Genomic DNA, 20,769 nt, shown 5'->3' on the forward strand with positions numbered 1-20,769 from the left:
ATATTAGTTTTATAATCTGAAGGAGGGATTTTTATGGAAATTCATATTGGTTCCGAAAAAGGTTCCGACATCCATCCACTCGTCTCAAGGGGCACTGCAAAAACGTACTTTACAAGAAAAGCCGCTATAGCTCTTGCCATCTCAGGGATCCTATTTGTTGTCTACCCTTCTCTTCGCCCGTTTTCTGACGAAACCTCTCTGTCAGGGGCTGCAGCATTCGCTTCAACGGAGTGGATCGTGTCGCACACGGTGGCCATACTAGCCTTCGTTCTGATGACAATAGGGCTGTTTGGCCTTTGCGTCGCACTACAAGACACCATCGTAGAAAAACTTTCGCTTCAGGGTCTTGTCCTAATTGTGTTCGGGACAGGTTTGACGTTACCGTTTTATGGAGCTGAAGTTTTTGGATTGAATGCCATTGGCCAGGAAGCGCTCAATCGGCAAAATATCGACTTAGTGTCTCTCGCCAATGTGATCCGCTTTGGTCCCGGATTCTTCATGATCTTGGGAGGACTAATTATTGTAGGTGCTGGATCAGTCATCACAGCAATTGCCATCTGGAAATCCCGGATAATGTCTCCATGGAGCGGTATTCCCTTCGCTTTCGGAATCCTAATGTACCTGCCGCAGTTTATGGGAACTCAGCCCATCCGAGTCGCTCATGGCGTAATTCTTGCGGTTGGATGCGTTTGGATCGGAGCGGGTGTATGGCGTCAAAATCAGAAAAAAATGAATCGTTAATTTTTGCTAGGTCTCTCGTACTCCGTCGCATTATGAGTTCAACCGGTATCCTACCCATGGGATAATCCGCGGAGCTTCGGAACTGTCGTCTGTCATCTCGAATATGGATATAGGGATGCAACTGAAAGGAGGAAACCCTCGGATGAGCGACAACATGAAGCGAACGAAAACCGTCGTTTTCAAAAACCATCCCTTCCACTACCATCTATACGAAAACGAAGGCAAAGAAACGATTCTAATGCTCCATGCGGCTTTCGCGGACCACCATCTGTTCGAGCGTCAAATCGCTCATTTTCAACATAAGTATCAGCTCATTCTGATCGACCTACCCGGACACGGCTTCCACAACCGGGAGGTCGCACAGGTTTCAATGGGGGACTTGCCGGAGGTCATGGACCTGATCTTGTCGGAAAACGGTATCGAAGCGTGCCACCTCATCGGCGTTTCGTTGGGCTCGCTGGCGGCGCAAGCGTTCGCCGACCGCTATCCCGAACAGGTTCGGTCGGTGACCGTCGTCGGAGGCTACTCCGTCCATAAAGCGAACGAGCTGGCGATCAGGGGACAAAACAAGCTGCGATGGAAGTGGATCGTAACCAGCCTGCTCTCGATTGCGCGGTTCCGAAGCGACATCGTGTCTGGGACGTGCCGGTCGGAGGAAGGCCGCGAGCTCGTCGCGCGAGGGGCGAGACATTTCGGACGCGCATCTTTTCGGGCGATGGCCGGGGTAGGAACTTTTTTCGTTAGGAAAATGTCCCCCGTCCCATATCCGCTTCTGATCGTCGTCGGGGAACACGACTTGCCGTATGTGACTGAAACCTGCAAGGAATGGCATCGTCTGGAGCCGAAGTCCCGGCTCGTCAGCCTGCAGGGCGCCGGGCACTGTGCGAACGCGGACGCCCCGGAGGCGTTTAACGCCGTCGTGGAGGAATTCATCTCGGAGACATATTCTTGACCCATGAAACGAGATCAATGACAGAGCAGCCGGTCGTTCTGACCGGCTGCTCGTGTCATTACTCAGCTATCGTCTCTGATCGCTTAATTTTGGTAGTTTGGTTATCGTAGTATGCCTTCTTTACCCTTTCAATTTGGGCAACGTGGTTGCGGATATGTTCGGCGCGGTATTCCATCAGTTGCTTAAATGTGAACCGCCCTTGATCAACATACACCCCCACTCGCTCGCTTTGCTCACTAGTTAAATTGTCTAGAATTGTCTGCATACTGGAACGCAGCAATTTAAACAGAAGCAGATATTGCTCGCGATCCAATACATCATACCCCAAGTTATTCGCCCATGCGTCTTGGTCAAATGAAATCAGAGTCGGCTCATCTTCCGCCAAGACTTTTTTTAGTCGAGATGTGGATGAGATCTCTGAATCTGTCACATGGATAAGGATTTGATGAATGCTCCATTTGTCAGGCGCAGGCTTGTAACGAAGCTCCTCCTCTGTCAATCCTTCGATGGCATCCCGAAGCATTTGGTATCCTGAGGCATACTCCTTAATTAAGTCCTCCAAGTCAATCGCCCCTTCCCGTTACAGGTTTCCTGTAAGTAACTTTCTAACGTAATATAGCGATCATGTTCAATAACAAATCATACATGAATTGTTTCAGCTCCTATGCCTCGATTTGATTCTCCATGCAAGGCGCGTCGGCGATCATGCAACACCAGCAGGAGGGTCATACCCATCATCACCCCAAGCACGGAGCCGGCCTCCGTGGTCAGCACCTGCGCCAGCGGGTACTCCGGGGCGGGTGAGGCATCTGGGCGAGTGGCGGATAATCGGTTGAAAAGATTGTAAGAGAACAACATTCCCGACGAAATCCAGGTTGCCGCCATGGGAGGCAAGAACCTCCGCGAGCCACGTCGAGTGGTCAGCACCAGCAAGCCGCCTGCTCCCGCGAGTGCCCACACGCCAGTACTTAACGACAACAGGCGCCACCATATATCTCGGTCATCCAGCATAACTGGGTCGATGCCCGTAGTTCCGCCCAACGCCCAGAATACCTTGGTAACGCCAAGCAAGATGCAACCGCCAGCTATAAACCTTGCCAGGGAAATTTGTAGTTGCCGGGTATGTCCCGGCGGATCCTTGTAGTCGATCGGGCCGCCCAACGCCTCCGGCCATCGTGCTTTGGCGTATCCTGCCAAGGCAAGAGGTAGGCAGATGCCTACCCCAACAAGCGAGAGCATGACGAAGATCTGCTCATAAACCCAAAAGTTAGCTGTGCCTGCCTCCATATCGCGAGTAATGGCGGCTGGACCGAGTACCGGCGCCAGAAACAGCATGGGTACTAGAAGTCCGGTGCCCACCCACACCGGAAAAGCCACCACCCATGAGGGCAACCGCTCACCCCACGGCCTGCAGAACGCCATCGCCAGGAGGATGCCGCACGCAGCGAGAATCATGGTGACGGCGTTGGCAATGCGCCAACTGGGGTCGCCCATTTGATCGGTCGGCATAAAGAGCCCGAAAGTCCAGGCAATCTTAATCAGCAAATACGGAAACACGGATATGGCGGCACCATACCCCCAAATTGTTCGCATCTTCGTTATTCGCGAAGATGAATCCTCTCTTAATCCTATCATGTGTCGTTCCTTCCTCCTCGTTTTTTTGTTACTGTTAAACGATATTGAGAGACTACTGCGTTACGGTTCCTGATAAAATTTATGATCCCATTCCTTCGTCACGATCTGAGATACGTACCATTCGCCCTTTCGTTCACGCAAGTGTACCTCATCCATGGCTGAAACGACTAATTTTGAACCCTTGGCGTGGTATCGCACGAAGTCCACGGTCACTGGGACGGCAACCGCTCCGTCATCCGTAGAAATGCTTTCTCCGACCTTGTATTTCAGCTGGATCGAACGAGCGCGATCTATCAGGCGATACATTGCTCCGATCCGTTTCAACCACTCCTCCTTAGGAATGCCCTGGTCGTCGATTTGGTGATAGTCGAACTCGTATGCTTTTTCATAGTCCAACCGACTGATTGCATGGTAATAGGCAGCAGTTACCAATTTGGGATCGGTGTTGGCGTCCGGTTGTACCACACAGCCTGTCGTAATTGCCAGAAGACAAACGACAACTGGAATGAGACGGGATGGCGCTGCATCTTCCCCTAGCAACTCGATTCGTTTCCAAAGAAGGCTGCCCCTTTTTCTCAAGTAATGGACCGCTGCAGGGTAGCCTTCCCGCATCGAAGCAAGTTTTTGTTCCGCACTCGCTAACAGCGTCAATCCATATGAATAGCGCTCGGATGGCCCCAGTAAGGCGACAGCTCGCATGTCGCACGACATTTCCTGGTCCTCGCGCATCGATCGATAAGAGAACCAGAGGAACGGGTTAAACCAATGCAGCGCCAAAATCGTAAACGCGAACGCATTGACAATGACATCTTTCCGCCGATGATGAACGAGCTCATGAACAAATACATGCATCCATTCCGTCGTCGACCGCTTGTCCGCTTCCCGAGCGGGGACAATAATACAAGAACGCCAAAGTCCCACTAAAACGGGACTGGACACGGCGTCGGATACGGTAAGCCGAACGTCGCCTCCAACTTCCGTCTTGGCCTTGGCTGCTTCAAACGCGTTGATCAAATCTTCTGACGGTGCCTTACTAGAACGCCGGACCTCAAGCGCGAAGTTAAGATGCGAGCCGCCATAATAGAGGAAGAGGAAAGCAATTCCTACGATCCAGACATAGGTGGCAACTTTCAGCCAACGCTGCTCCCTGTCCGCTATTATCACTGGGCCGTCCTTGCCGGGCTTTGCGTGGATTTCAGCTTCCAAGGGAGGCGCTTGCACCGACTCAACCGTGGCCGGCAAGACGCCAATCGGGAGTGGCGTCTCGAGTTGAAGAGGCCAGAGCAGCCGAAGGAGAAGGATCAACCACAAGGCATAGCTCCACCGTGGGCTTACTTTGCGGCGGAGGACCGACCTACAAGCGAGCAGAAGCGCTGAGACAGCAGCTGCCGCGATTGAAGCTTCTAAAATCAAGACAAATAGATCCCTCATCATTCACCGCTCTTTTCGTCAAGTAAACGCCGCAGTTCTTTGATGTCTTCTTTCGAGAGCCGTTCCTCTTTCAAGAAACTCACCAGCAAAGGCTGTAACGAACCCCCGTATAAACGATTTAAGAAGGAGCGACTCTCCGCCTGCAAGCACTCCTCTTCCAGAAGTAAGGGGAAATAGCTATAATTCTTACCTTCCTTATGGAAGCCGAGCACTCCCTTCTTCACTAATCTGGAAACTAACGTCTTTACGGTCGTCGGTTTCCATGACATGCGTTCCTCAAGCTGCTCCATGATTTGCATCGATGTTTTCGGCGACTGCGCCCAAACGATCTTCATGACTTCCCACTCCGCTTCGGAAATGCGGGGCACTTTCGTCATGATCGCACCTCCGTCTACATATGTAGTCTATCGTTGAAATACAGTCTACACATGTAGTCGGTTTATGTCAATTATCTCCAAATAACTCAAATTGCTCTGATCGGTCATGGCAAGTGGGCGGCGGGGAAATGCAAAAAAGGCGATGGACCGGCTCCATCGCCCTCTTACTCTTTAACCTACCAGCTTGGCTTAAGGCAAATGTCTTTCATAACGGAACCATGAATACAGCCTAATAGACGGCAAAATCAATAATAAGGGAATCAACAAGTAGCCGCCTGAACTCATAAAGCCTCTTGGCATGAAGAATAAGAACACTAAGGAGAATAATGAAAATATAACTTTAAATGTCCCCATTGCCCCATTTATCGGTTCGTTGCCCACGAATAGAGCTTGGCAGCCTTTTAAAACCTTGGAATAGCAAGAGTGATGGTACGGAATTACCCAAAACATCGAGTAAGCTATGGCTAAGTCATCTCTTGTTTCAATCTCACCACTACATTCATCACAGAAAATTTCTTTTTTCAAAATTGTCCCCTGCCGAAATGCAAATTAGCGATGGATCGGATCCACCGCCACATTCTCGCCTCCGTTAATGCTCATATCTAATTCGCTTTTTTGCTTGTAAGAAAGATCATTTAACGAGCCAATATTCCGCGATGGCAGTAGCACGCAATACCCAGGTAAGAACTGCGTATCGCCAATTACCGCAAACCCGCTCTTCAACTCCGCGATCACAAGCGGATGTTCCCCGCGTACCGCCGAGCTAATTCTATCCTGTTTCCAATTTTCGATGGACATCTTTTACCTCCCTGTAGGAAAAGGTGAGGCTGATCCAATTTCATCATAGGTCAGTTCTGCATCATCTGAATCAGGTTGCCGCATGTATCGTCGAAAACAGCGATTGTAACTTCGCCCATTTTTGTCGGCTCTATGGTAAACTTTACGCCGCTCTCCAATAATCGTTTGTACTCTTTATGAATATCCGCAACGCCAAACATCGTTGCCGGGATGCCTTCGGCAAATATCTTCTTTTGATATTCCTTGGCGGCCGGATGGTCATTCGGTTCGAGCAAAAGCTCGGTACCTTCTAGCTCGTCGGGGGAAACAAGCGCTATCCACCTAAATTTCCCCACGGGAACGTCATGTTTCTTTACAAAGCCCAGCGTTTCTGTATAAAACTCCAACGCCTTGTCTTGATCTTGAACGAATATACTGGTAACAATGATTTTCAAAAATGTATTCCTCCTTTGATATTTGCGATGACGGTATCCTGCAACATTCCGGCTTCAATTGGTATATTCGAAAATTACTCTATCCATCCTTTCAGCAAATGTTTAAGCGGTTCGTTGTTAAATATAATTACTCGGTATTTTCCCTTTTTTGCTGATGTTACGAGCCCTGCATCCTCCAATGCAGATAGATGTTTAGCTATAGCCTGCCGCGAAATGGATAGGTCGTGCTTCATAATGAGACGTACCGAAAGTTCATACAACGTCATCTCGTTGCGTTCGGATAGTTCGTCCAACATAAGCCGCCGAGTCGAGTCGGCAAGTACTTTGAATATAGCGTCTTTGTCCCAATTCATATCCCGAGTATAAGCAACCCTACGGTTGCTTGTCAAGAATAAGAAACCATGGGGTTGCGTGAATCATTACAGCGGTCCCTCGCATCCCCAATCCCGGTAAAACGCACCGGCGCGCTCCAACTGCGAGCTCCATAACCAACGCATCTTTATGCGTTCTTCTGGGTCTACGCACCAAGAAGCCGCGACGTAGAAGCATTGCAAGGCGGACAAACGGTAATCCGACAGCGTTCGTTCCCATGAGTAGTCCGAGACGCCGAACGCGAGGAGCGAATCGTAATACTCGCGCAGGACGTCGATTTCGAGCGCCCGACGTCGTTCCGGTTTCCACCATAAAACCATCATATACGATAAATCGCTGGGTCCGATCCAGCTTTGCAACGACCAATCGAACGGCTGCCGGTCGATAAAATAAATATCGTCGGTGCGGCCGTCATGACGCGTTAAGATGTTGCCGGGGTTCACGTCCCCATGGATTAAGGCGAATGGCCCGCCCGACGACAGTCGTCTCGCCATCGCATCCGGATGCCGTTCGAAGACGTCCGCAGCGACAGCGCTGCTAGAGAAATCGCTCCCGCCTCGGAGAGCCTCAAGCAGCGGCTCGAAACCCGTGCGAACCTGCGCCAAATAGCGGCCTAACTGCCATTCGTCGACGACTCTATAGCCCAAGGCCGCGAGCCGATCCGCCCCCCAGCCATAACTATGAAGTCTCGCTAACGCTCTTGCCGCCGCCTTGCCGAAAGCCAATGTGGGCTCTACGTCCCAATGATTGCGATGCGTGTTCGTTAAATCTTCCAACAAGAGGTGATAGGACATATCTTTGTAACAGGCGTCGTAACATTTCGGAATCGGGACCCCGCGTTTCCCTGCATAATCCTTCGTGTAATAATCGACTTCCGAACGCCCGAACGCCCCTCCCCCGCACAGTTTCAAAAACAAACTATCCGGAGCTCCGGCGCCGGTCCCTTCGTAAATCAAACGGACGCGGTACCCCGTCGAATTGTCCGCGCCGATTCGTTCCAAATGGAAATCGACGGGGCGCGCTCCGGGCTCGAGACATCCCTCCCGGTGCAAACAAGTTGCGATATAGTCAAGGTTGAATTGCGTGGGATCGGTAGGATCCGTTATCACACGTCGTTCCATCGGTTCTATCCCCTCTCTTTATACCTTATCCTTCCGTTCTCATTTAATGATTAAAATGTAATGTCACGCCTTCGATTCAAACTGATCGCTAGATTAAATGTTGAGAGTTTAATCCCCCTATCATCAGAACGAACCTACTAGCATGATAGTTGCATAAAATTATGCGTCGGTACGCTTGTATGCGAATCCGATCATTGACACGCCGAGTATCGCGCAAACGGTGTACATCAACGAATACGAACTGACGTCGGCGATCGGACCCATGAGAATCGCCCCCAACGAAACGCCCAAATCCGCCGTAGCGATGAATAAACCGAGTAAGACGTTGCGGCTGGCTTGCGGCAAAACGAAGGTTAAGTACGTAGTCAGCGTCGGATAGAGTAGCGCTTGGGCAACCCCCATGAGCGTAGCCCCCGCATAGAAGAAGACGGCGCCCGCTATGGCCGAATAGCTTATGCTTTGCGCCGCGAGGGTCAATGCAAGCATCACCCCCATGATGTAGAGGGAATGCCACTTCCCGTCGGAAGGGATCTTCTTTCTTAAAATAAACCGGGACAGAACGATAACTCCCGCTTGGATCATTAAATAGATACCTGCATTTCCGTGCTTCACCTGCTCCGCATACAAAGGCACGAAGGTAGTCACCGCGCCGAATACGACAGAGGCCGTTACCATTAAGATGCTGCATCGGAACAAATGCGGGTTTTTGAACATTTCGCCGAAAGACTTCGCTACCGATACGGTTTCTTGATTCGACGGAATCGAAGCCGCCCCGTCTATTTTTGCGCTGAACCCCACCACACCGGTTCCGACCGCGATCGCGATCATCACAAGTGTAAATACATCTGCGCTCCCTTGCTGCCACATGCCAAGCGCCAACAACGGACCGATAATTCCCGGCAGGTACGAACATAGGGAATACATAGATATCCCTTGAGAACGATCTTTATCCGGCAAAGCGTCGATGATGCCCAATTGCAGCGCCATCGAGAAGAAAGCCGTGCAAACCCCTTGGAGTACCCGGGCTGCGAAGTACCCCTCTAATCCGGAAAAGCTGTACAACATTAGGGCGAAAGCGTTAACAAGCAAAATCGTACGAAGTACTTTTATCGGTCCGTATTTTTGGATCAAGCGCCCTGCCCACGGCCGAAAAAACATCGTCGTAAATAAATACGCGCCCATAATGATACCGATCGCAGTATTGTTAGCGCCCAGGGATTCCCCCTTTAACGGGATCATGACATTCAGGATCGCATTTGCGCTGAAATACAATAGAGTTAATACGTATAACCGCAGAAAAGGCCAAGATAGAGCTCCTTTCACGCTTCTGGCTCCTTCCGTCATCGCTGCGTAATCATCATCTGCAACAAGGTTCTTGCATACGAGGACTGGACATCTTTCAGCTGATTCACGCTTACGATCTCTTCCACATGCCCGCTGCGAAGGAACATCGCCCGGTCGCACAAATAAGCAGCCGCCTCGATATCGTGAGTAATAAAGATATACCCCATCCCATAGCTTTCCTTTAATTCGCATAGCAGATCTAGTACCTGAATTTGTACGGATCCATCCAACGAACTAATGGCTTCATCCAATACGATGCAACTTGGTTCGGCGGCAACGGCTTTCGCGATACACACCCGTTGCGCCTCCCCTCCCGACAGCTCATGCGGATACTTGTCCCGATAAGAAGAATTCAACCCGACTTGGACTAAAAGAAGATCAATTTTCCGTTGGACGTCCGATCGTTCCTTGTCTTGCAACGACAATGGCTCGAGGAGCGCTTTCTCTACCGTGTAATATGGATTCATGGAAGAAGTGTAATCTTGAAATACGGCGCTGATGTTCCCGATTCTCGTCTTCCGTTCATCCACGCTTTTCCCATTGAATCGAATCGTTCCTCGATCCGGTTTCTCGACTCCCAAGAGCAACCGCCCTAACGTGGATTTCCCGCTTCCGCTCTCGCCGATGACGGCTAAACATTCCCCAGACTTCCACTCGAAACTGATATTGTGAAGCACCTGCTTTCGTTCTTGTGAAAATAACCCTCCTATGCGATACCATTTACTTACGCCATCAACGTTCAACACCGACTACACCCCCATAATTCGCTGGAAATGTTGCTGCAACGCCAGCTTTGCGGACACCAAGTAACGGGTGTATTCTTGAGTTGCCTTCGTGAAGATTGCCTCGCTCGTCCCCTGCTCGACGATGGCGCCATCCTTCATCACCAACACTTCGTCGGCGAGCTTCCGAACGACGCCTAAATCGTGCGAGATGAAAATCATCGCGTTCCCGAGCCGTTCCCGCAGCCGGATAAATTGTTCCACGACTTCGAACTGCGATACCGTGTCGAGGGCCGTCGTCGGTTCATCGGCGATCACGACGTCTGGCTCCAAGACGAGGGCCAGGGCGATCATGACCCGTTGAAGCATGCCGCCCGACAGTTGATGCGGATAGGAATTCATGATGTCTAGCGGTTTTTTCAGCTTGACGCTTTCCATCGCACGCTTCATGTTTTCCACGGCTTCGCTGCGGCTCCAGCCGAAATGCTCGTCGAGCGTTTCCTTAAGATGGACGCCCACGACGCACGAGGGATCGAAGGCGCGCATTCCCTGTTGTAAAATCATGCAAAGCTGTTTCCCTCTCTTCTTCCTCATCTCTTTCTCCGAGAGCGCGGTTAGATTTTCACCTTTGAAATAGATGTCCCCGGCTTGCATGATTCCGGGTTTGTTTAGTCTCATAATCGCCCTGCAGGTTACGGATTTCCCGCTCCCGCTTTCCCCGACGATCGCTAAACAACTTCCTTGTTTTACAGCAAAGGAGTTTCCCGGAATGATCACCTTCCCGGTGCTTCGTTCCCATATCCTAAGATTTTCGATTTCCAAAATATTCATTGTCAACCTACGCCACCTCTTTCCTTCCCAACTTCCCGACTTGTGCTGCGAACCTCCTTCGGCGTTGCCGTTTCGCGGTCGATAACTTGGGATCTAACGCTACTTGAAGCGCATCGGATAAGAAGTTGATGCTGCACACGACAACGATGATCGCGAACCCGGGCGCCAGCATAAATTCAGGTTTGGAGAACATAACCGCCCTAGCCTCGTTTAACATCATCCCCCACTCCGCGTTCGGGGCTTGGATGCCTAAGCCTAGGAAGGAGAATCCCGATATTTGAAGTACCATCGTGCCGAAAGAACTGCTTGCGATGACCGCTATGTCGGGAAGCGTAACCGGAACGAGATGCCTCAGCATGATTTTGGCATCGCTAACCCCCGTAACTTTGGCGAACGTAACGTAGTCGGCTTCGGCATGTTGCATGACGGAGGTGCGGATGATCCGAGTAAACCAAGCCCACTTGAGCAATAGAAACGCAAGCAAAATATTTTCGAGACCTACGCCCAATATGCCGATTAGCGCAAGGGTCATAACATAGCCGGGAAACGAAAGCATCACATCGCAGATCCGCATCAAAACGGCATCCGTCGTTCCTTTGAAATAACCTGCAAGAAAACCCAAGACGGCCCCAAGCCCGACGGATAGGACGAGTGCAGCGAATACCCATAACACGCTGGGGCGAATGCCGTAGATCAACCGGGATAAGATGCACCGCCCCAAATGATCGTTCCCTAGCCAATACTCCCATGAAGCCGATGCATAACGCAGCTCCATATGCACTTCATAGGGATCATGCGGCGCGAAAACCGGAGCTAAGATCCCAACGATCATGACCGCCGCAAGAATGCCGAAGGACATCGAAGCTAGACGATCTCTTAGTACGTTTCTTAAGAGTGCCATCTACAGATCATTCCTTAATTTAGGATCGAGAGCCGCGTTCAAGATGTCGGAAACTGTGTTGAACAGGACGAAGGCTGCCGCCAAAATGAGTACATACGCTTGGATGATCGGGAAATCTCTGCTAAGAATCGAGTTCACGCTTAGCGTTCCTAACCCCGGCCACGCAAACAAGTTTTCGACGACGACCGTACTTCCGAGAATAATCGGAACCGCCATGCAGAATACCGACACGGCTACTTGCAACGAATTCCTTACGATATGCAACATGACGATTTTCTCCGGCAATCCGCAGGCCCTGCCGTACAGGACATAGTCCTCGTTAGCGTTGCCCAGTACGGAACTTCGAACGATGCGGAAGTAGATGCCTGCATAGTTGACCGTGATCAAGACGACGGGCAACAGATAGCTGTTGTACGAATCCATCCCACTCGTCGGCAGAAGATCAAGCTTCACGGAGAAAAACCAAATCATTAGCGCTCCTAGCCAGTAGGTCGGCATAGAGGTCAGCACGAAAGACACGCTTCTCACCGATCGGTCGACGAACTTCCCTTCCCTCCAGGCGCAAGCGACTCCAAGTCCGATGGACAAAGCAATAATCGCAACGAGCGAAACGAGCGTCAGCTTCAACGTGTTCAGAAAGGCAGGTCCCAATAACGACCATACCGGCTTTCCCGTCACGTAAGAATTTCCGAAATCGAGCTGCAGGCAGGAGACGATCCAGCTAACGTACCGAACGAGAAAGGGACGATCCATCCCGAGTTCCGCTTCGGTTTGCGCGACCAATTCTTCCGTAATCTTCGGTACGCCTTGCGCATGCAACACGACTTCGGCCGGGTCCATGGGGGATAAGTGGATGAGAATAAACGTGAAGAACGAAACCGCCAAGAGCAATGGAATCGAAAGAAGTACCCTTTTGACCATATAAAAGCTCATCGCCATCCTCCATTTGCAAAAATAAAAAGGGGTTGAATCCCCTCTTTATTTGTCGATCTATTCGAAATACATGTTTTCGAACGGAAGTTCGAATTGCGTTTGTTTAAATGAAATGCCATGCAGATGTTTCGGTGCCACGACCGTGACGCTGCCGTTCGTAATCGGGATGAATGCCGCTTCGTCGTGGACGAGCGTTAAGATGTCCGCATACAACGATTTCCGAGCGGTCTCCTCCCTAGATACCGTCACTTGACCGATTTTTTCATACAACTCCTCCGCTCTCGCAATGCCGCTCGTCGTATGTAAATAAGAAGCTTCGGAAGTAAACGCCGCGATCGTGCTTTGCGGGTCGTAAGCCAGCCCCCAGGTTTGGTTGAACAGCAAGTCGTAGTCGCCGGTCGATCTCCGGCTCGCGATCGAAGAAGATTCTTCGCCGATGAGCTCCAGCTGCATTCCGATCTGCTTCGCCGTGCTTTGAATAAATTCCGCTTGCGACTTCTGGGACGAAGAATTGACGTCATAGTATAGCTTCATGGACAACGGGGTTCCGTCCTTGACTCGTACCTCTCCGGCGCTTCCCGACAACCAACCGGAACGCTCAAGGATGCTTTCCGCCTTCGCCGGATCGAAGTCGCGCTTCGTAAGCTCGACGTCCGCGTATTGGACGTTAGACGCGAATAAACTATCGGCCGCCGTTTCCGTTCCGCTGAAAATTTGTTTGCTGATCGTGTCCCGGTCGACTACATACCAGAGCGCTTCGCGAACGGCCGTGTCCTTCGCCGGACTGCCGGCTTTGCTGCTGTTCGCCACGATCATCTTCGTATTCATCGGCTCGCTTCGCACGAACTGGAAGTCCCCGGAGCTTGCCAAGCTGTCCATCGCTTCTACGTCGACGCTGTCCGCCCCTCGATCGTCCGTAAATATGAAGTTCACTTCGCCTTTCAGCAGCGCCAAATACGTCGTCTCGCCCGCCGGAAGAACTTTCGCCGTAATCTTCTTCACGCGCGGCGCACCGTTCCAGTAGTTTGCATTGGCCTCGAACGCGGCGTACTGCTCCGCTTTATGTTCCTTCAGCAGGTAAGGACCTGTTCCGTGATATCCGTTCACGCCGTTCTTCGTTTCCCCGCCGACGAAGTCTTTCGGCGAAAGAAATACATACGGCCGCGTCATCGATAACTCTACCAAAGTCGGATAATACGGTTCCGATAAGACCAATTCGACCGTATGCTCGTCGATCACGTTGCAGCTCGTAATCATGGTCGACAGCTTGATCCAAGAATGCTTCTCCCGATTTCTTTGGACGGCTTCTATGTTCAGCTTGACGGCTTCCGCGTTGAAAGGCTCTCCGTCGTGAAACGTCACGCCTTTTCTCAGATGAAACCTATACACTTTGCCGTCTTCGGAGATGTCCCACGATTCGGCAAGCAAAGGCTGAATACCTTCCTTCGTATTTTCCACTAGCGACTCGTAGACCATCCCCTGCGCCGGCATGGAGCCCGTATATAAATGGGGATTCATATCGTTAATATCCTTCGCGGTAGCGTAAATCAACTCTTGGCCGTGGTCGGCGCCTCCCGCGGTTCCTGCCTTTCCGCCGCTGCAACCCGCTAGCAGCAGGCATGCAATCATCATCGATGCGATGACTATAACCGTCTTTCTTCTCATGAGATCCCCCTAATTGTAAATAGTAATAATTACGATTTAGATTCAAATACGATAATATCCACTATCCGGTGAATAGTCAATACTATTCGTAATAATTACGATTAATAGCTTGTCCGGGCCGAGGATTCCCGAATGAACAAAAAAAAACCAGCTATGCTGGTTTGAATTTCAGGTCTAAGATCCACGGACGGAACCGCCCATGCACGAATTCGACTCCTTCCGAAATCTGCCCGATGGTTGGTCGCGCTCCAAGAATTGCCGAAGCTCGCCCCCGCCGTTTTCGTTAGACGAGAAATCAGCCGAACTGTTTAATCAAAAGGGGTATGCCGGCTCCTCGATACAAGACATCATGCAAGTCACCGGATTGACGAAAGGCGGCGTCTATCGGACATTTTCCGGGAAAGACGAAATTGCGCTCGAAGCCTTCGATTACGCCTCGAGGATTGTAATGGAGCAAATCTTGAATGCTGCCGAAAAGGCGGAGAAGGCGTTCGACAAGATCATGGCGGTGTGCGCGGTGTACGAAGATCCTGTGAACCATCCTCCGCTCGAAGGAGGGTGTCCCTTGCTCAACACGGCGGTGGAAGCGGATGACGGATATCTCCCGCTCCGAGAGAAAGCGGCCGCTGCGCATGGACTCTTCACAGCGTTTATCCAAAGCATATTGGACAAGGGGGTAGCCGCTGGAGAGCTATCCTCGGATTTTAATACGGAAGCTTTCGCATCATTCGTGGTCTCTTCGTTGGAAGGCGGCGTCATGGCAAGCCGATTAACCCGGGACAACAAGCACGTTGATTTTGTCATTCATCAGATAAAGCTTGTCCTATCGAATTATCGAAAAATATAGAAAAGGAGAGGACTCGTCCTCTCCTTGGCTTCGGCAACTTACTTAATCCCCGTATATATAAACCTTGGGTCCGTTGCCATTTCCTCGGCGAGTTCTTCTGCCCGCTTGCGGTCGGCGTCCAGCAAGAACGGCCCGTTGCCCCGCGACGTCTTCAGCTTATTCAGCAGGAAGAGCGAACGGTTGATATATTGCTCGTCGCCTCGTTGGCGGAGTCGTCCCATCAGAGTGTCCGGTTCCGCGTGCAACACGGCATAGCGAAGCGTAACGTCGACATCAGACAGTTGGCCGCGGAACCACTCAAGCTCCTCCTCGACGACGAAGTCGATGACCACGTCGAGCCCATGACCGAGCAAATTGCGCGTCACCGCGACGATATTCAACCATGCCAGCCGAAGCCGTTCCTCCCAGGGCGGTTCGGTCTCCCCTCGGTAGATATGTAGCAAGAGATCGCCCTCTATAAGTGCGCATTGCTTCATCGCGTTAGCCAGCGACTTGGACACGGTCGATTTCCCAACGCCGAGCGGACCGGAAATGAGATAGACAGCTGCTGGTTTTTTATTATTCGACAAGGGGATCAACTCCTCTGCCTTCCATTACCGCCTGACCCAAGACGGTAAATCGCAGGTCTGAAATATTTACCGACCTTCTCAAGCTCGTTCATGACGTAGCTTATTTTCGTTTCATCAAGAAACCAGTTGTCTTTAGATGTCCCTGTTTTATCAATGACTGGACTTACGTAAAAAACCGTCTCCCTCGGAAAAACAAATTGGTAGGTTAATTCCGTAGGAACTCCCACTCTGTTGTTTCTACATTCGGTGTCGAACCTCCCGAAGGCAAAAGATACGGAGCAATCCCCTGGCGATATAACATTGCAGCTCTTTCCATGAGTTGCGGATGACTCGCGCCGGGTATTAAAATGACATCCGACTTCTTGATCTCCGTTTCAAAAAACATAAAGTCACTGATGCAATCAAACGGGAAAGACATCCGAAGACCTCCTCTGTTACAACAGATCCCATTATAATCCATGTCTGCAGTAAGATGCTATTGAGCATGAATCATAAACCATAACAATCTGCAATAAACTTACACAAAACTAATCCGAACGGAGCGTGAGCGTAGTGTCCGCCAAAGCGCCTTTGTCCCCGTGGAACGAGCACTTGTTTTGGATTGGGATCCTAGAGGATCATGCGGTGTTCGTCATCGACCATCTATCGGCAAGGGAAACCCGCTGGGCGGAAGCGGCCCAAGGGTACGTTCAGGCTTTCGGACAGCTGCGCACGCAGCTCCAGACATTGAATCCTACACTCCCTGTCGACGACGAAGGGTTGATCGACTTCGCTCGCAATGCACAGCGCGTAGCTCATGGCTACTACCGATTCGAGGGAGAGTTGCAGCGTCTACGGATTCGCAATGCCATTGATCTCCAGCTGATGCCGGTCTATTTCAACGGAACCCTGCTTGAAAATGAGGAGTACCTTCGTATCCTCGGTTATTACGTTAATGGCAAACCTTATCCGCCGAAGCCGCTTCACGCCTTGCTCGATATGTGGTTGGAGGATCAGCTCGGGCATGCGATATTGTTGTACGATCATATTGATCCCACGGAGCTGCCTACGTTACAGCAAACGCGCACCTTTATCGATGCGTTCCAAGCGCATATGGCAAAAAACCGCGCGATCGGCGGCTTCTTGCGATTTACCCCGCCTGGCTTCCCCGTGCAACGCAAGTTTGCGGTCGACGTGTCGGTCGCTTCATTAGCGTTCTATTCATTCGTGGAACGAACGATCGAGCGGTTTCGTCACGATGAGCTCCTCGGCAGACTCACTTTACGTTTCCTCGAACATCATCTGCCCGAAACATGTTATTTCCTTTACCAACTCTCCCGCTTCGATCCGCGCATCATTCCGCCTGAAACCTGTTATTTGTGGAAGCCGAACGTTCCGAATCATGAATCGCAGAGAACTTCAAGAATACATCGCGCTTGACCGCGAGAGCCGGAGTTTATGCAGCTCGGGCAGCGCCACGCCGATGAGCACGACGATCACGCCGATCCACTGCAGTCCGCTTACTTGCTCGCGAAGCACGAACGAAGACATGAGAACCGCCACCGGAAGTTCGGCCGCGCCGATGATGCCCGCCATCCCGCCGCCGATGTGCGGTACGCCGAACGCGAACAACACGGGCGGTATGAATGCTCCGAAGAAGCCGAGCAGCAAGCCGAACGCTAGAAGCTGACTCCAGATCAATCCGTTGAAGAGGAACGTCGGCGGAAACAAGATGCACAGCAGGAGCAGGGCGCCGGTTACCATCCAAGCGCTCCGGTATACCGGATGAGCGGCCGGCACGGCCTTGCCGCTAAACAGGACGAACAGCGAGTAGCTTACCGCCGACATCATGCCTAGCGCGGTCCCCCATACGTTGAATTCGGTTAGCCCCTGCTCTAGGAAACCCGCGGCAAGTAGCGTTCCGCCGAATAGGACCAGCAGCGTCAGCAGCGTTACTTTATCGGGACGCCGGCGCTTGGCCGCCGCTTGGATCAGCACGCTGATCCAGGTGAACTGGAATAACAAGACGATGGCCAGCGATGCAGGAATGTATCGCAGCGATTGATAATACACGAGCCCGGTGATGACGTTTGGCGTGCCCGCGGCCATCAGCGTCAGGCGGTGCTTCCACGTCAGTCGCCCGTAGGCCTGGATCTGGGAAGCCCCGCCTTTGCCCTGGCCAGCTTCGCGCTCCTTCCTGACCTGTTTGTATTTGGTGTACAGAGCGAGCACCCACGACAGGATGAATCCCGTCAACAGCTGGCTTCCAACCACCTCGCCCAGCTGATAACCCTTCCCGTAAGCCAGAACCACGATCGTCGATAATATGCCATAACTCATAGCGCCTGCGAGAACGGCTGCATAATATTTCATTGCTCCAGTACCCCCTGCTGTCTAGAAATGCTTTGCCATGTCATGCTTTGCATGCATGTCGTTTATGCCCAGCGTCGCATGTCGGCTCGAACGCAAAAAAATCCTAACCCCGTCGCCTGAAACGAGCGTAAAGCTCATTTTCTTAGCTACGTAGTTAGGAAGTTAAGGCTCCCTGTAGAAACCCTCGCCCTGTGTGCACGGATCGGCCTGCGAGGTTATACGAATGGAATATGAAATTCGTGCGTTCCCGCAACGTGGTGCTCATGCGACAACGTTTCATATATTACATGGCAGGTAAGGTGCTGTCAACCCAAGCCGGCATAAAAAATTTTCAGAAGAAGGAGGCAAAGGTTGGAAAGCGTTCACGCATAAAGCAAGCGATTGCAACCTTAAGATCTGTATGCTCGTTCATATAACGAAGCAAGATGTCCGAGGTGAGCACTGCCCTGGCGTCATCGATGCGAATCGTCCATGAAGGCAGCCCTTTCGACTTTCCGCTAACTTCCGTAACGATACCGAATGCCACGCCTAGCACGTCGCCTGGCTGTTTAACCATGTTGCGAAGGATCCGATGGATCTCGTCGGATCGTTGAAGGATATGAATCTTCCGGTCGTCCATTGGACGTTAAACCTCCTACGCGCTGACAAGCAGTCTTTGACTATGGCTTAGTCTTGATCGTAACCGTACGGGTAGGTGCGTTTAAACCACCCTGCGCACGCTCCTGAAGAAAGAAGGCGGATGCCCGGCGATTCGCTTAAACATTCTTTGGAAGTAGGAGAGATCCGAATACCCTACGAAGTCGGAAATCTCGCTTATGGTCAGCAGCGATTCGTTCAGCATATATTTCGCGGTGCGGATTCGGAAGCGACAAGCTGACGCTGACAACGGAGACGATCGAGGGAACGGCGGAACGCGTTTCCGTGACCTACTCGGAGCTGCCTCAAGTGATCCGACCCGGCGGGAAAGTATTGATCGACGACGGCTTGTTGGAGTTGTCCGTGGACAGCGTCGAAGGCACGGAGGTCCTCTGTACGGTTACAAATCACGCGCTTCTAAAGCCGCGGAAAGGCGTCAACCTGCCCGGCGTGAAAACCACGTTGCCAGGCGTAACGGAGCGAGACATCTCCCATATCGAATTCGGGATTGCGGAAGGAATTGATACGCTCGCCGTATCGTTCGTCCGGAATGCGAAGGACATAATGAAAATACGAGGCATCTTAGAGGAAAAAGGGGCGCCGCACATCCAAATCATCTCTAAAATCGAAAATGAAGAAGGCGTCGACGAACTGGATGCGATCGTCGCCGTATCCGACGGTATCATGGTAGCGCGCGGCGACCTGGGCGTCGAAATTCCGACAGAGGACGTTCCGATTTTGCAAAGGCGGATGATCGAACGGTGTAACGCCGCGGGAAAGCCCGTCATTATCGCAACGCAAATGCTCGATTCGATGCAAGTGAATCCACGGCCGACTCGGGCCGAGGTAAGCGACGTGGCGAACGCCGTGCTGCAAGGAGCGGATGCCGTTATGCTGTCGGGAGAAACGGCAGCCGGCAAATACCCGCTCGAATCGGTGCGGATGATGGCGAGCATAGCGACGAAGACGGAGGCGACGATCGATTATGGAGAGCGGTTTCTGCTAAAGCCGCACCAAAGCGAGGGCATCACCGAAGTCGTTAGTCGCGCCGTCGTAAACGCATCGATCGAGCTTGGAGCAAGGGCGATCGTTACGCCGACCAGCAGCGGATTTACCGCGAGAATGGTTTCGAAATATCGGCCATCCGCGCCGATCCTCGCCGTCACGCCGGACGATCGTGTGTTGAGCGGATTGCAATTTCTATGGGGCGTCATTCCAGTACGCGGCGTAACCGTGGAGACGACGGATCATGCGGCTGCTTCCGCACTGCGCGCCGGGGGTCAAATCATTCCCTGGCGATCAGGCGATATCGTGGTCATCACCGCCGGTGTACCGGCCGGGAAGTCCGGTTCGACGAATTTGATTCGGATCCATCAAGTGGAGGAATAGAGGAAGTCAAGAAGTGAAAACGAGCCCGTACGCGGTAACCCCGCGCTTGCGGGCTCGTTTTTCAGCTGTTTACCAAGGAATAAACTTAAATGATTTCTTGTACAGCGGAAACAGCCATTTCACCCCGTTCGGGGTCAGCGTGTCCGCGAGCAAGTGAGATGCATATCCGGCAACGGCGGTCGCCGTCACTCCTGGTATCCCGATATGGTTTTCCAGCCCCCACCCGATCGTTCCCCATATCAGAAGAGCCCAAGCCGTATGCGTCATCCCGCGATGCTTCAGCCAAGGAACCCACGCCACGAAAACGCCAAGTTCCATCAGCCACGCTTGACCTGATCGTAGGCCGCCGTACAGCAGACCGAGCCCGACGATACTGACGAGCGCGTTACGGATCGTGCCCTGCGACGTGACAAGGCCGAGCAGCAGTACGACGACGGCAATGGACGAATACGGAAACGAGAACCATCCCTCGGAAACGTACCAGTAGGCATTCGCAAGGACGAGGAGAATCCCGGAGCTGAGGGTGAACCGGCGCAGCCAACGGGACAGCTTGCCCAGTTTTCCGCTTAACAGGCTGGGGCCGTCCAAATCGGCGGCCATGGCCGAAAATGACGCCACGATCAAATAGACGGCTCCGTGACTAGGCTGGAACGGGTAATACAAAGTCGAGGCCGCTCCGATCGCGGCGCCGATGGCGAGATGCGTCGTTCCTTTCATGA

The 20,769-nt window shown here is 52.0% G+C and carries 25 protein-coding genes and 1 riboswitch; of the genes, 5 read left to right on the top strand and 20 right to left on the bottom strand.

The window, feature by feature from the left end; all coding sequences use genetic code 11:
- Positions 1 to 33: 33 nt before the first annotated feature.
- Positions 34 to 741, top strand: coding sequence for a hypothetical protein (locus RIN49_RS06520; protein ID WP_309119350.1), 708 nt, complete (start codon positions 34 to 36; stop codon positions 739 to 741).
- 142 nt (positions 742 to 883) lie between these two features.
- Positions 884 to 1,693, top strand: a complete 810-nt coding sequence (locus RIN49_RS06525) for an alpha/beta fold hydrolase (protein WP_309119351.1) — start codon at positions 884 to 886, stop codon at positions 1,691 to 1,693.
- Positions 1,694 to 1,751: 58 nt separating this feature from the next.
- On the opposite strand, the gene RIN49_RS06530 is transcribed toward RIN49_RS06525, so the two are convergent.
- From RIN49_RS06530 to cntA, 14 genes are all read right to left on the bottom strand, one after another.
- Positions 1,752 to 2,255 carry a DinB family protein gene (locus RIN49_RS06530; protein ID WP_309119352.1) on the bottom strand — a complete coding sequence of 168 codons (504 nt, stop codon included), beginning with the start codon at positions 2,253 to 2,255 and terminating at the stop codon, positions 1,752 to 1,754.
- A 77-nt stretch (positions 2,256 to 2,332) separates the two neighbouring features.
- Positions 2,333 to 3,328 carry a hypothetical protein gene (locus RIN49_RS06535; RefSeq protein ID WP_309119353.1) on the bottom strand — a complete coding sequence of 332 codons (996 nt, stop codon included), beginning with the start codon at positions 3,326 to 3,328 and terminating at the stop codon, positions 2,333 to 2,335.
- Positions 3,329 to 3,388: 60 nt separating this feature from the next.
- Entirely contained in the window at positions 3,389 to 4,762 is a 1,374-nt protein-coding gene (locus RIN49_RS06540; RefSeq protein WP_309119354.1) for a M56 family metallopeptidase, read from the bottom strand.
- Complete coding sequence (locus RIN49_RS06545; protein WP_375295219.1) at positions 4,759 to 5,139, bottom strand: BlaI/MecI/CopY family transcriptional regulator; 381 nt, start codon at positions 5,137 to 5,139, stop codon at positions 4,759 to 4,761. The genes RIN49_RS06540 and RIN49_RS06545 overlap by 4 nt, the downstream gene beginning before the upstream one ends.
- A 546-nt stretch (positions 5,140 to 5,685) precedes the next feature.
- Positions 5,686 to 5,934, bottom strand: coding sequence for an HIT family protein (locus tag RIN49_RS06550; protein WP_309119356.1), 249 nt, complete (start codon positions 5,932 to 5,934; stop codon positions 5,686 to 5,688).
- A 50-nt stretch (positions 5,935 to 5,984) separates the two neighbouring features.
- Positions 5,985 to 6,368: a VOC family protein gene (locus RIN49_RS06555; protein WP_309119357.1), complete on the bottom strand. Its 384-nt coding sequence runs from the start codon at positions 6,366 to 6,368 to the stop codon at positions 5,985 to 5,987.
- 74 nt (positions 6,369 to 6,442) lie between these two features.
- A complete protein-coding gene (locus tag RIN49_RS06560; protein WP_309119358.1) occupies positions 6,443 to 6,721 on the bottom strand; it encodes an ArsR/SmtB family transcription factor in 279 nt (92 codons plus the stop codon).
- 66 nt (positions 6,722 to 6,787) lie between these two features.
- Positions 6,788 to 7,861 (bottom strand): phosphotransferase, encoded by a 1,074-nt coding sequence (locus RIN49_RS06565; protein WP_309119359.1) that lies wholly within the window; start codon positions 7,859 to 7,861, stop codon positions 6,788 to 6,790.
- Positions 7,862 to 8,020: 159 nt separating this feature from the next.
- On the bottom strand, positions 8,021 to 9,184 hold the full coding sequence (gene cntE, locus RIN49_RS06570) for a staphylopine family metallophore export MFS transporter CntE (RefSeq protein ID WP_309119360.1): 1,164 nt from the start codon (positions 9,182 to 9,184) through the stop codon (positions 8,021 to 8,023).
- A 17-nt stretch (positions 9,185 to 9,201) separates the two neighbouring features.
- Positions 9,202 to 9,951 carry an ABC transporter ATP-binding protein gene (locus RIN49_RS06575; RefSeq protein ID WP_309119361.1) on the bottom strand — a complete coding sequence of 250 codons (750 nt, stop codon included), beginning with the start codon at positions 9,949 to 9,951 and terminating at the stop codon, positions 9,202 to 9,204.
- Positions 9,952 to 9,954: 3 nt separating this feature from the next.
- Positions 9,955 to 10,758 carry a staphylopine uptake ABC transporter ATP-binding protein CntD gene (gene cntD / locus RIN49_RS06580; protein WP_309119362.1) on the bottom strand — a complete coding sequence of 268 codons (804 nt, stop codon included), beginning with the start codon at positions 10,756 to 10,758 and terminating at the stop codon, positions 9,955 to 9,957.
- A 7-nt stretch (positions 10,759 to 10,765) separates the two neighbouring features.
- The gene (gene cntC / locus RIN49_RS06585; protein WP_309119363.1) at positions 10,766 to 11,659 is read right to left on the bottom strand and encodes a staphylopine uptake ABC transporter permease subunit CntC; all 894 of its coding nucleotides are present in this window, start codon (positions 11,657 to 11,659) and stop codon (positions 10,766 to 10,768) included.
- Complete coding sequence (gene opp1B / locus RIN49_RS06590) at positions 11,660 to 12,592, bottom strand: nickel/cobalt ABC transporter permease (RefSeq protein WP_309119364.1); 933 nt, start codon at positions 12,590 to 12,592, stop codon at positions 11,660 to 11,662.
- 57 nt (positions 12,593 to 12,649) lie between these two features.
- The gene (cntA, locus tag RIN49_RS06595; RefSeq protein ID WP_309119365.1) at positions 12,650 to 14,257 is read right to left on the bottom strand and encodes a staphylopine-dependent metal ABC transporter substrate-binding lipoprotein; all 1,608 of its coding nucleotides are present in this window, start codon (positions 14,255 to 14,257) and stop codon (positions 12,650 to 12,652) included.
- Between the two features lie 199 nt (positions 14,258 to 14,456).
- Between cntA and RIN49_RS06600 the strand changes: the two genes are divergently transcribed.
- Positions 14,457 to 15,104, top strand: a complete 648-nt coding sequence (locus tag RIN49_RS06600; RefSeq protein WP_309119366.1) for a TetR/AcrR family transcriptional regulator — start codon at positions 14,457 to 14,459, stop codon at positions 15,102 to 15,104.
- A 38-nt stretch (positions 15,105 to 15,142) separates the two neighbouring features.
- Here the strand turns inward: RIN49_RS06600 and RIN49_RS06605 are convergent, their stop codons facing one another.
- The gene (locus RIN49_RS06605) at positions 15,143 to 15,673 is read right to left on the bottom strand and encodes a P-loop nucleotide/nucleoside kinase family protein (RefSeq protein WP_309119367.1); all 531 of its coding nucleotides are present in this window, start codon (positions 15,671 to 15,673) and stop codon (positions 15,143 to 15,145) included.
- 205 nt (positions 15,674 to 15,878) lie between these two features.
- Entirely contained in the window at positions 15,879 to 16,091 is a 213-nt protein-coding gene (locus RIN49_RS06610; protein ID WP_309119368.1) for a YdcF family protein, read from the bottom strand.
- A gap of 134 nt (positions 16,092 to 16,225) precedes the next feature.
- On the opposite strand from RIN49_RS06610, the gene RIN49_RS06615 reads away from it, so the two are divergent.
- Positions 16,226 to 17,092: a DUF2935 domain-containing protein gene (locus RIN49_RS06615; RefSeq protein ID WP_309119369.1), complete on the top strand. Its 867-nt coding sequence runs from the start codon at positions 16,226 to 16,228 to the stop codon at positions 17,090 to 17,092.
- Here RIN49_RS06615 and RIN49_RS06620 read toward each other — a convergent pair.
- The 3 genes from RIN49_RS06620 to RIN49_RS06630 form a co-directional block, all read right to left on the bottom strand.
- Positions 17,072 to 18,025 carry an EamA family transporter gene (locus RIN49_RS06620; protein WP_309119370.1) on the bottom strand — a complete coding sequence of 318 codons (954 nt, stop codon included), beginning with the start codon at positions 18,023 to 18,025 and terminating at the stop codon, positions 17,072 to 17,074. The two genes, RIN49_RS06615 and RIN49_RS06620, sit on opposite strands and share 21 nt — an antisense overlap.
- Positions 18,026 to 18,156: 131 nt before the next feature.
- Positions 18,157 to 18,268: riboswitch (purine riboswitch) on the bottom strand.
- A gap of 88 nt (positions 18,269 to 18,356) precedes the next feature.
- Positions 18,357 to 18,644 (bottom strand): hypothetical protein, encoded by a 288-nt coding sequence (locus tag RIN49_RS06625; protein WP_309119371.1) that lies wholly within the window; start codon positions 18,642 to 18,644, stop codon positions 18,357 to 18,359.
- 81 nt (positions 18,645 to 18,725) lie between these two features.
- Complete coding sequence (locus RIN49_RS06630; protein ID WP_375295215.1) at positions 18,726 to 18,866, bottom strand: helix-turn-helix domain-containing protein; 141 nt, start codon at positions 18,864 to 18,866, stop codon at positions 18,726 to 18,728.
- A 38-nt stretch (positions 18,867 to 18,904) separates the two neighbouring features.
- Here RIN49_RS06630 and pyk point away from each other — a divergent pair, with 38 nt between their 5' ends.
- On the top strand, positions 18,905 to 20,050 hold the full coding sequence (pyk, locus tag RIN49_RS06635) for a pyruvate kinase (protein WP_375295220.1): 1,146 nt from the start codon (positions 18,905 to 18,907) through the stop codon (positions 20,048 to 20,050).
- Positions 20,051 to 20,119: 69 nt separating this feature from the next.
- Here the strand turns inward: pyk and RIN49_RS06640 are convergent, their stop codons facing one another.
- Complete coding sequence (locus RIN49_RS06640) at positions 20,120 to 20,767, bottom strand: metal-dependent hydrolase (protein ID WP_309119372.1); 648 nt, start codon at positions 20,765 to 20,767, stop codon at positions 20,120 to 20,122.
- Positions 20,768 to 20,769: the final 2 nt, after the last annotated feature.

Source organism: Paenibacillus sp. (assembly GCF_031177825.1).
In the GTDB taxonomy this organism is placed as follows: Bacteria; Bacillota; Bacilli; order Paenibacillales; family YIM-B00363; genus Paenibacillus_AE.

Excerpts from the sequence above, each read along its gene's own strand:
- RIN49_RS06520 (WP_309119350.1), top strand. The coding sequence starts at position 34 with ATGGAAATTCATATTGGTTCCGAAAAAGGTTCCGACATCCATCCACTC.
- RIN49_RS06525 (WP_309119351.1), top strand. The coding sequence starts at position 884 with ATGAGCGACAACATGAAGCGAACGAAAACCGTCGTTTTCAAAAACCAT.
- RIN49_RS06535 (WP_309119353.1), bottom strand. The coding sequence starts at position 3,328 with ATGATAGGATTAAGAGAGGATTCATCTTCGCGAATAACGAAGATGCGA.
- RIN49_RS06540 (WP_309119354.1), bottom strand. The coding sequence starts at position 4,762 with ATGATGAGGGATCTATTTGTCTTGATTTTAGAAGCTTCAATCGCGGCA.
- RIN49_RS06550 (WP_309119356.1), bottom strand. The coding sequence starts at position 5,934 with ATGTCCATCGAAAATTGGAAACAGGATAGAATTAGCTCGGCGGTACGC.
- RIN49_RS06560 (WP_309119358.1), bottom strand. The coding sequence starts at position 6,721 with ATGAATTGGGACAAAGACGCTATATTCAAAGTACTTGCCGACTCGACT.
- RIN49_RS06565 (WP_309119359.1), bottom strand. The coding sequence starts at position 7,861 with ATGGAACGACGTGTGATAACGGATCCTACCGATCCCACGCAATTCAAC.
- cntD (WP_309119362.1), bottom strand. The coding sequence starts at position 10,758 with ATGAATATTTTGGAAATCGAAAATCTTAGGATATGGGAACGAAGCACC.
- cntC (WP_309119363.1), bottom strand. The coding sequence starts at position 11,659 with ATGGCACTCTTAAGAAACGTACTAAGAGATCGTCTAGCTTCGATGTCC.
- opp1B (WP_309119364.1), bottom strand. The coding sequence starts at position 12,592 with ATGAGCTTTTATATGGTCAAAAGGGTACTTCTTTCGATTCCATTGCTC.
- cntA (WP_309119365.1), bottom strand. The coding sequence starts at position 14,257 with ATGAGAAGAAAGACGGTTATAGTCATCGCATCGATGATGATTGCATGC.
- RIN49_RS06600 (WP_309119366.1), top strand. The coding sequence starts at position 14,457 with ATGCACGAATTCGACTCCTTCCGAAATCTGCCCGATGGTTGGTCGCGC.
- RIN49_RS06610 (WP_309119368.1), bottom strand. The coding sequence starts at position 16,091 with ATGTCTTTCCCGTTTGATTGCATCAGTGACTTTATGTTTTTTGAAACG.
- RIN49_RS06620 (WP_309119370.1), bottom strand. The coding sequence starts at position 18,025 with ATGAAATATTATGCAGCCGTTCTCGCAGGCGCTATGAGTTATGGCATA.
- RIN49_RS06625 (WP_309119371.1), bottom strand. The coding sequence starts at position 18,644 with ATGGACGACCGGAAGATTCATATCCTTCAACGATCCGACGAGATCCAT.
- RIN49_RS06630 (WP_375295215.1), bottom strand. The coding sequence starts at position 18,866 with ATGCTGAACGAATCGCTGCTGACCATAAGCGAGATTTCCGACTTCGTA.
- RIN49_RS06640 (WP_309119372.1), bottom strand. The coding sequence starts at position 20,767 with ATGAAAGGAACGACGCATCTCGCCATCGGCGCCGCGATCGGAGCGGCC.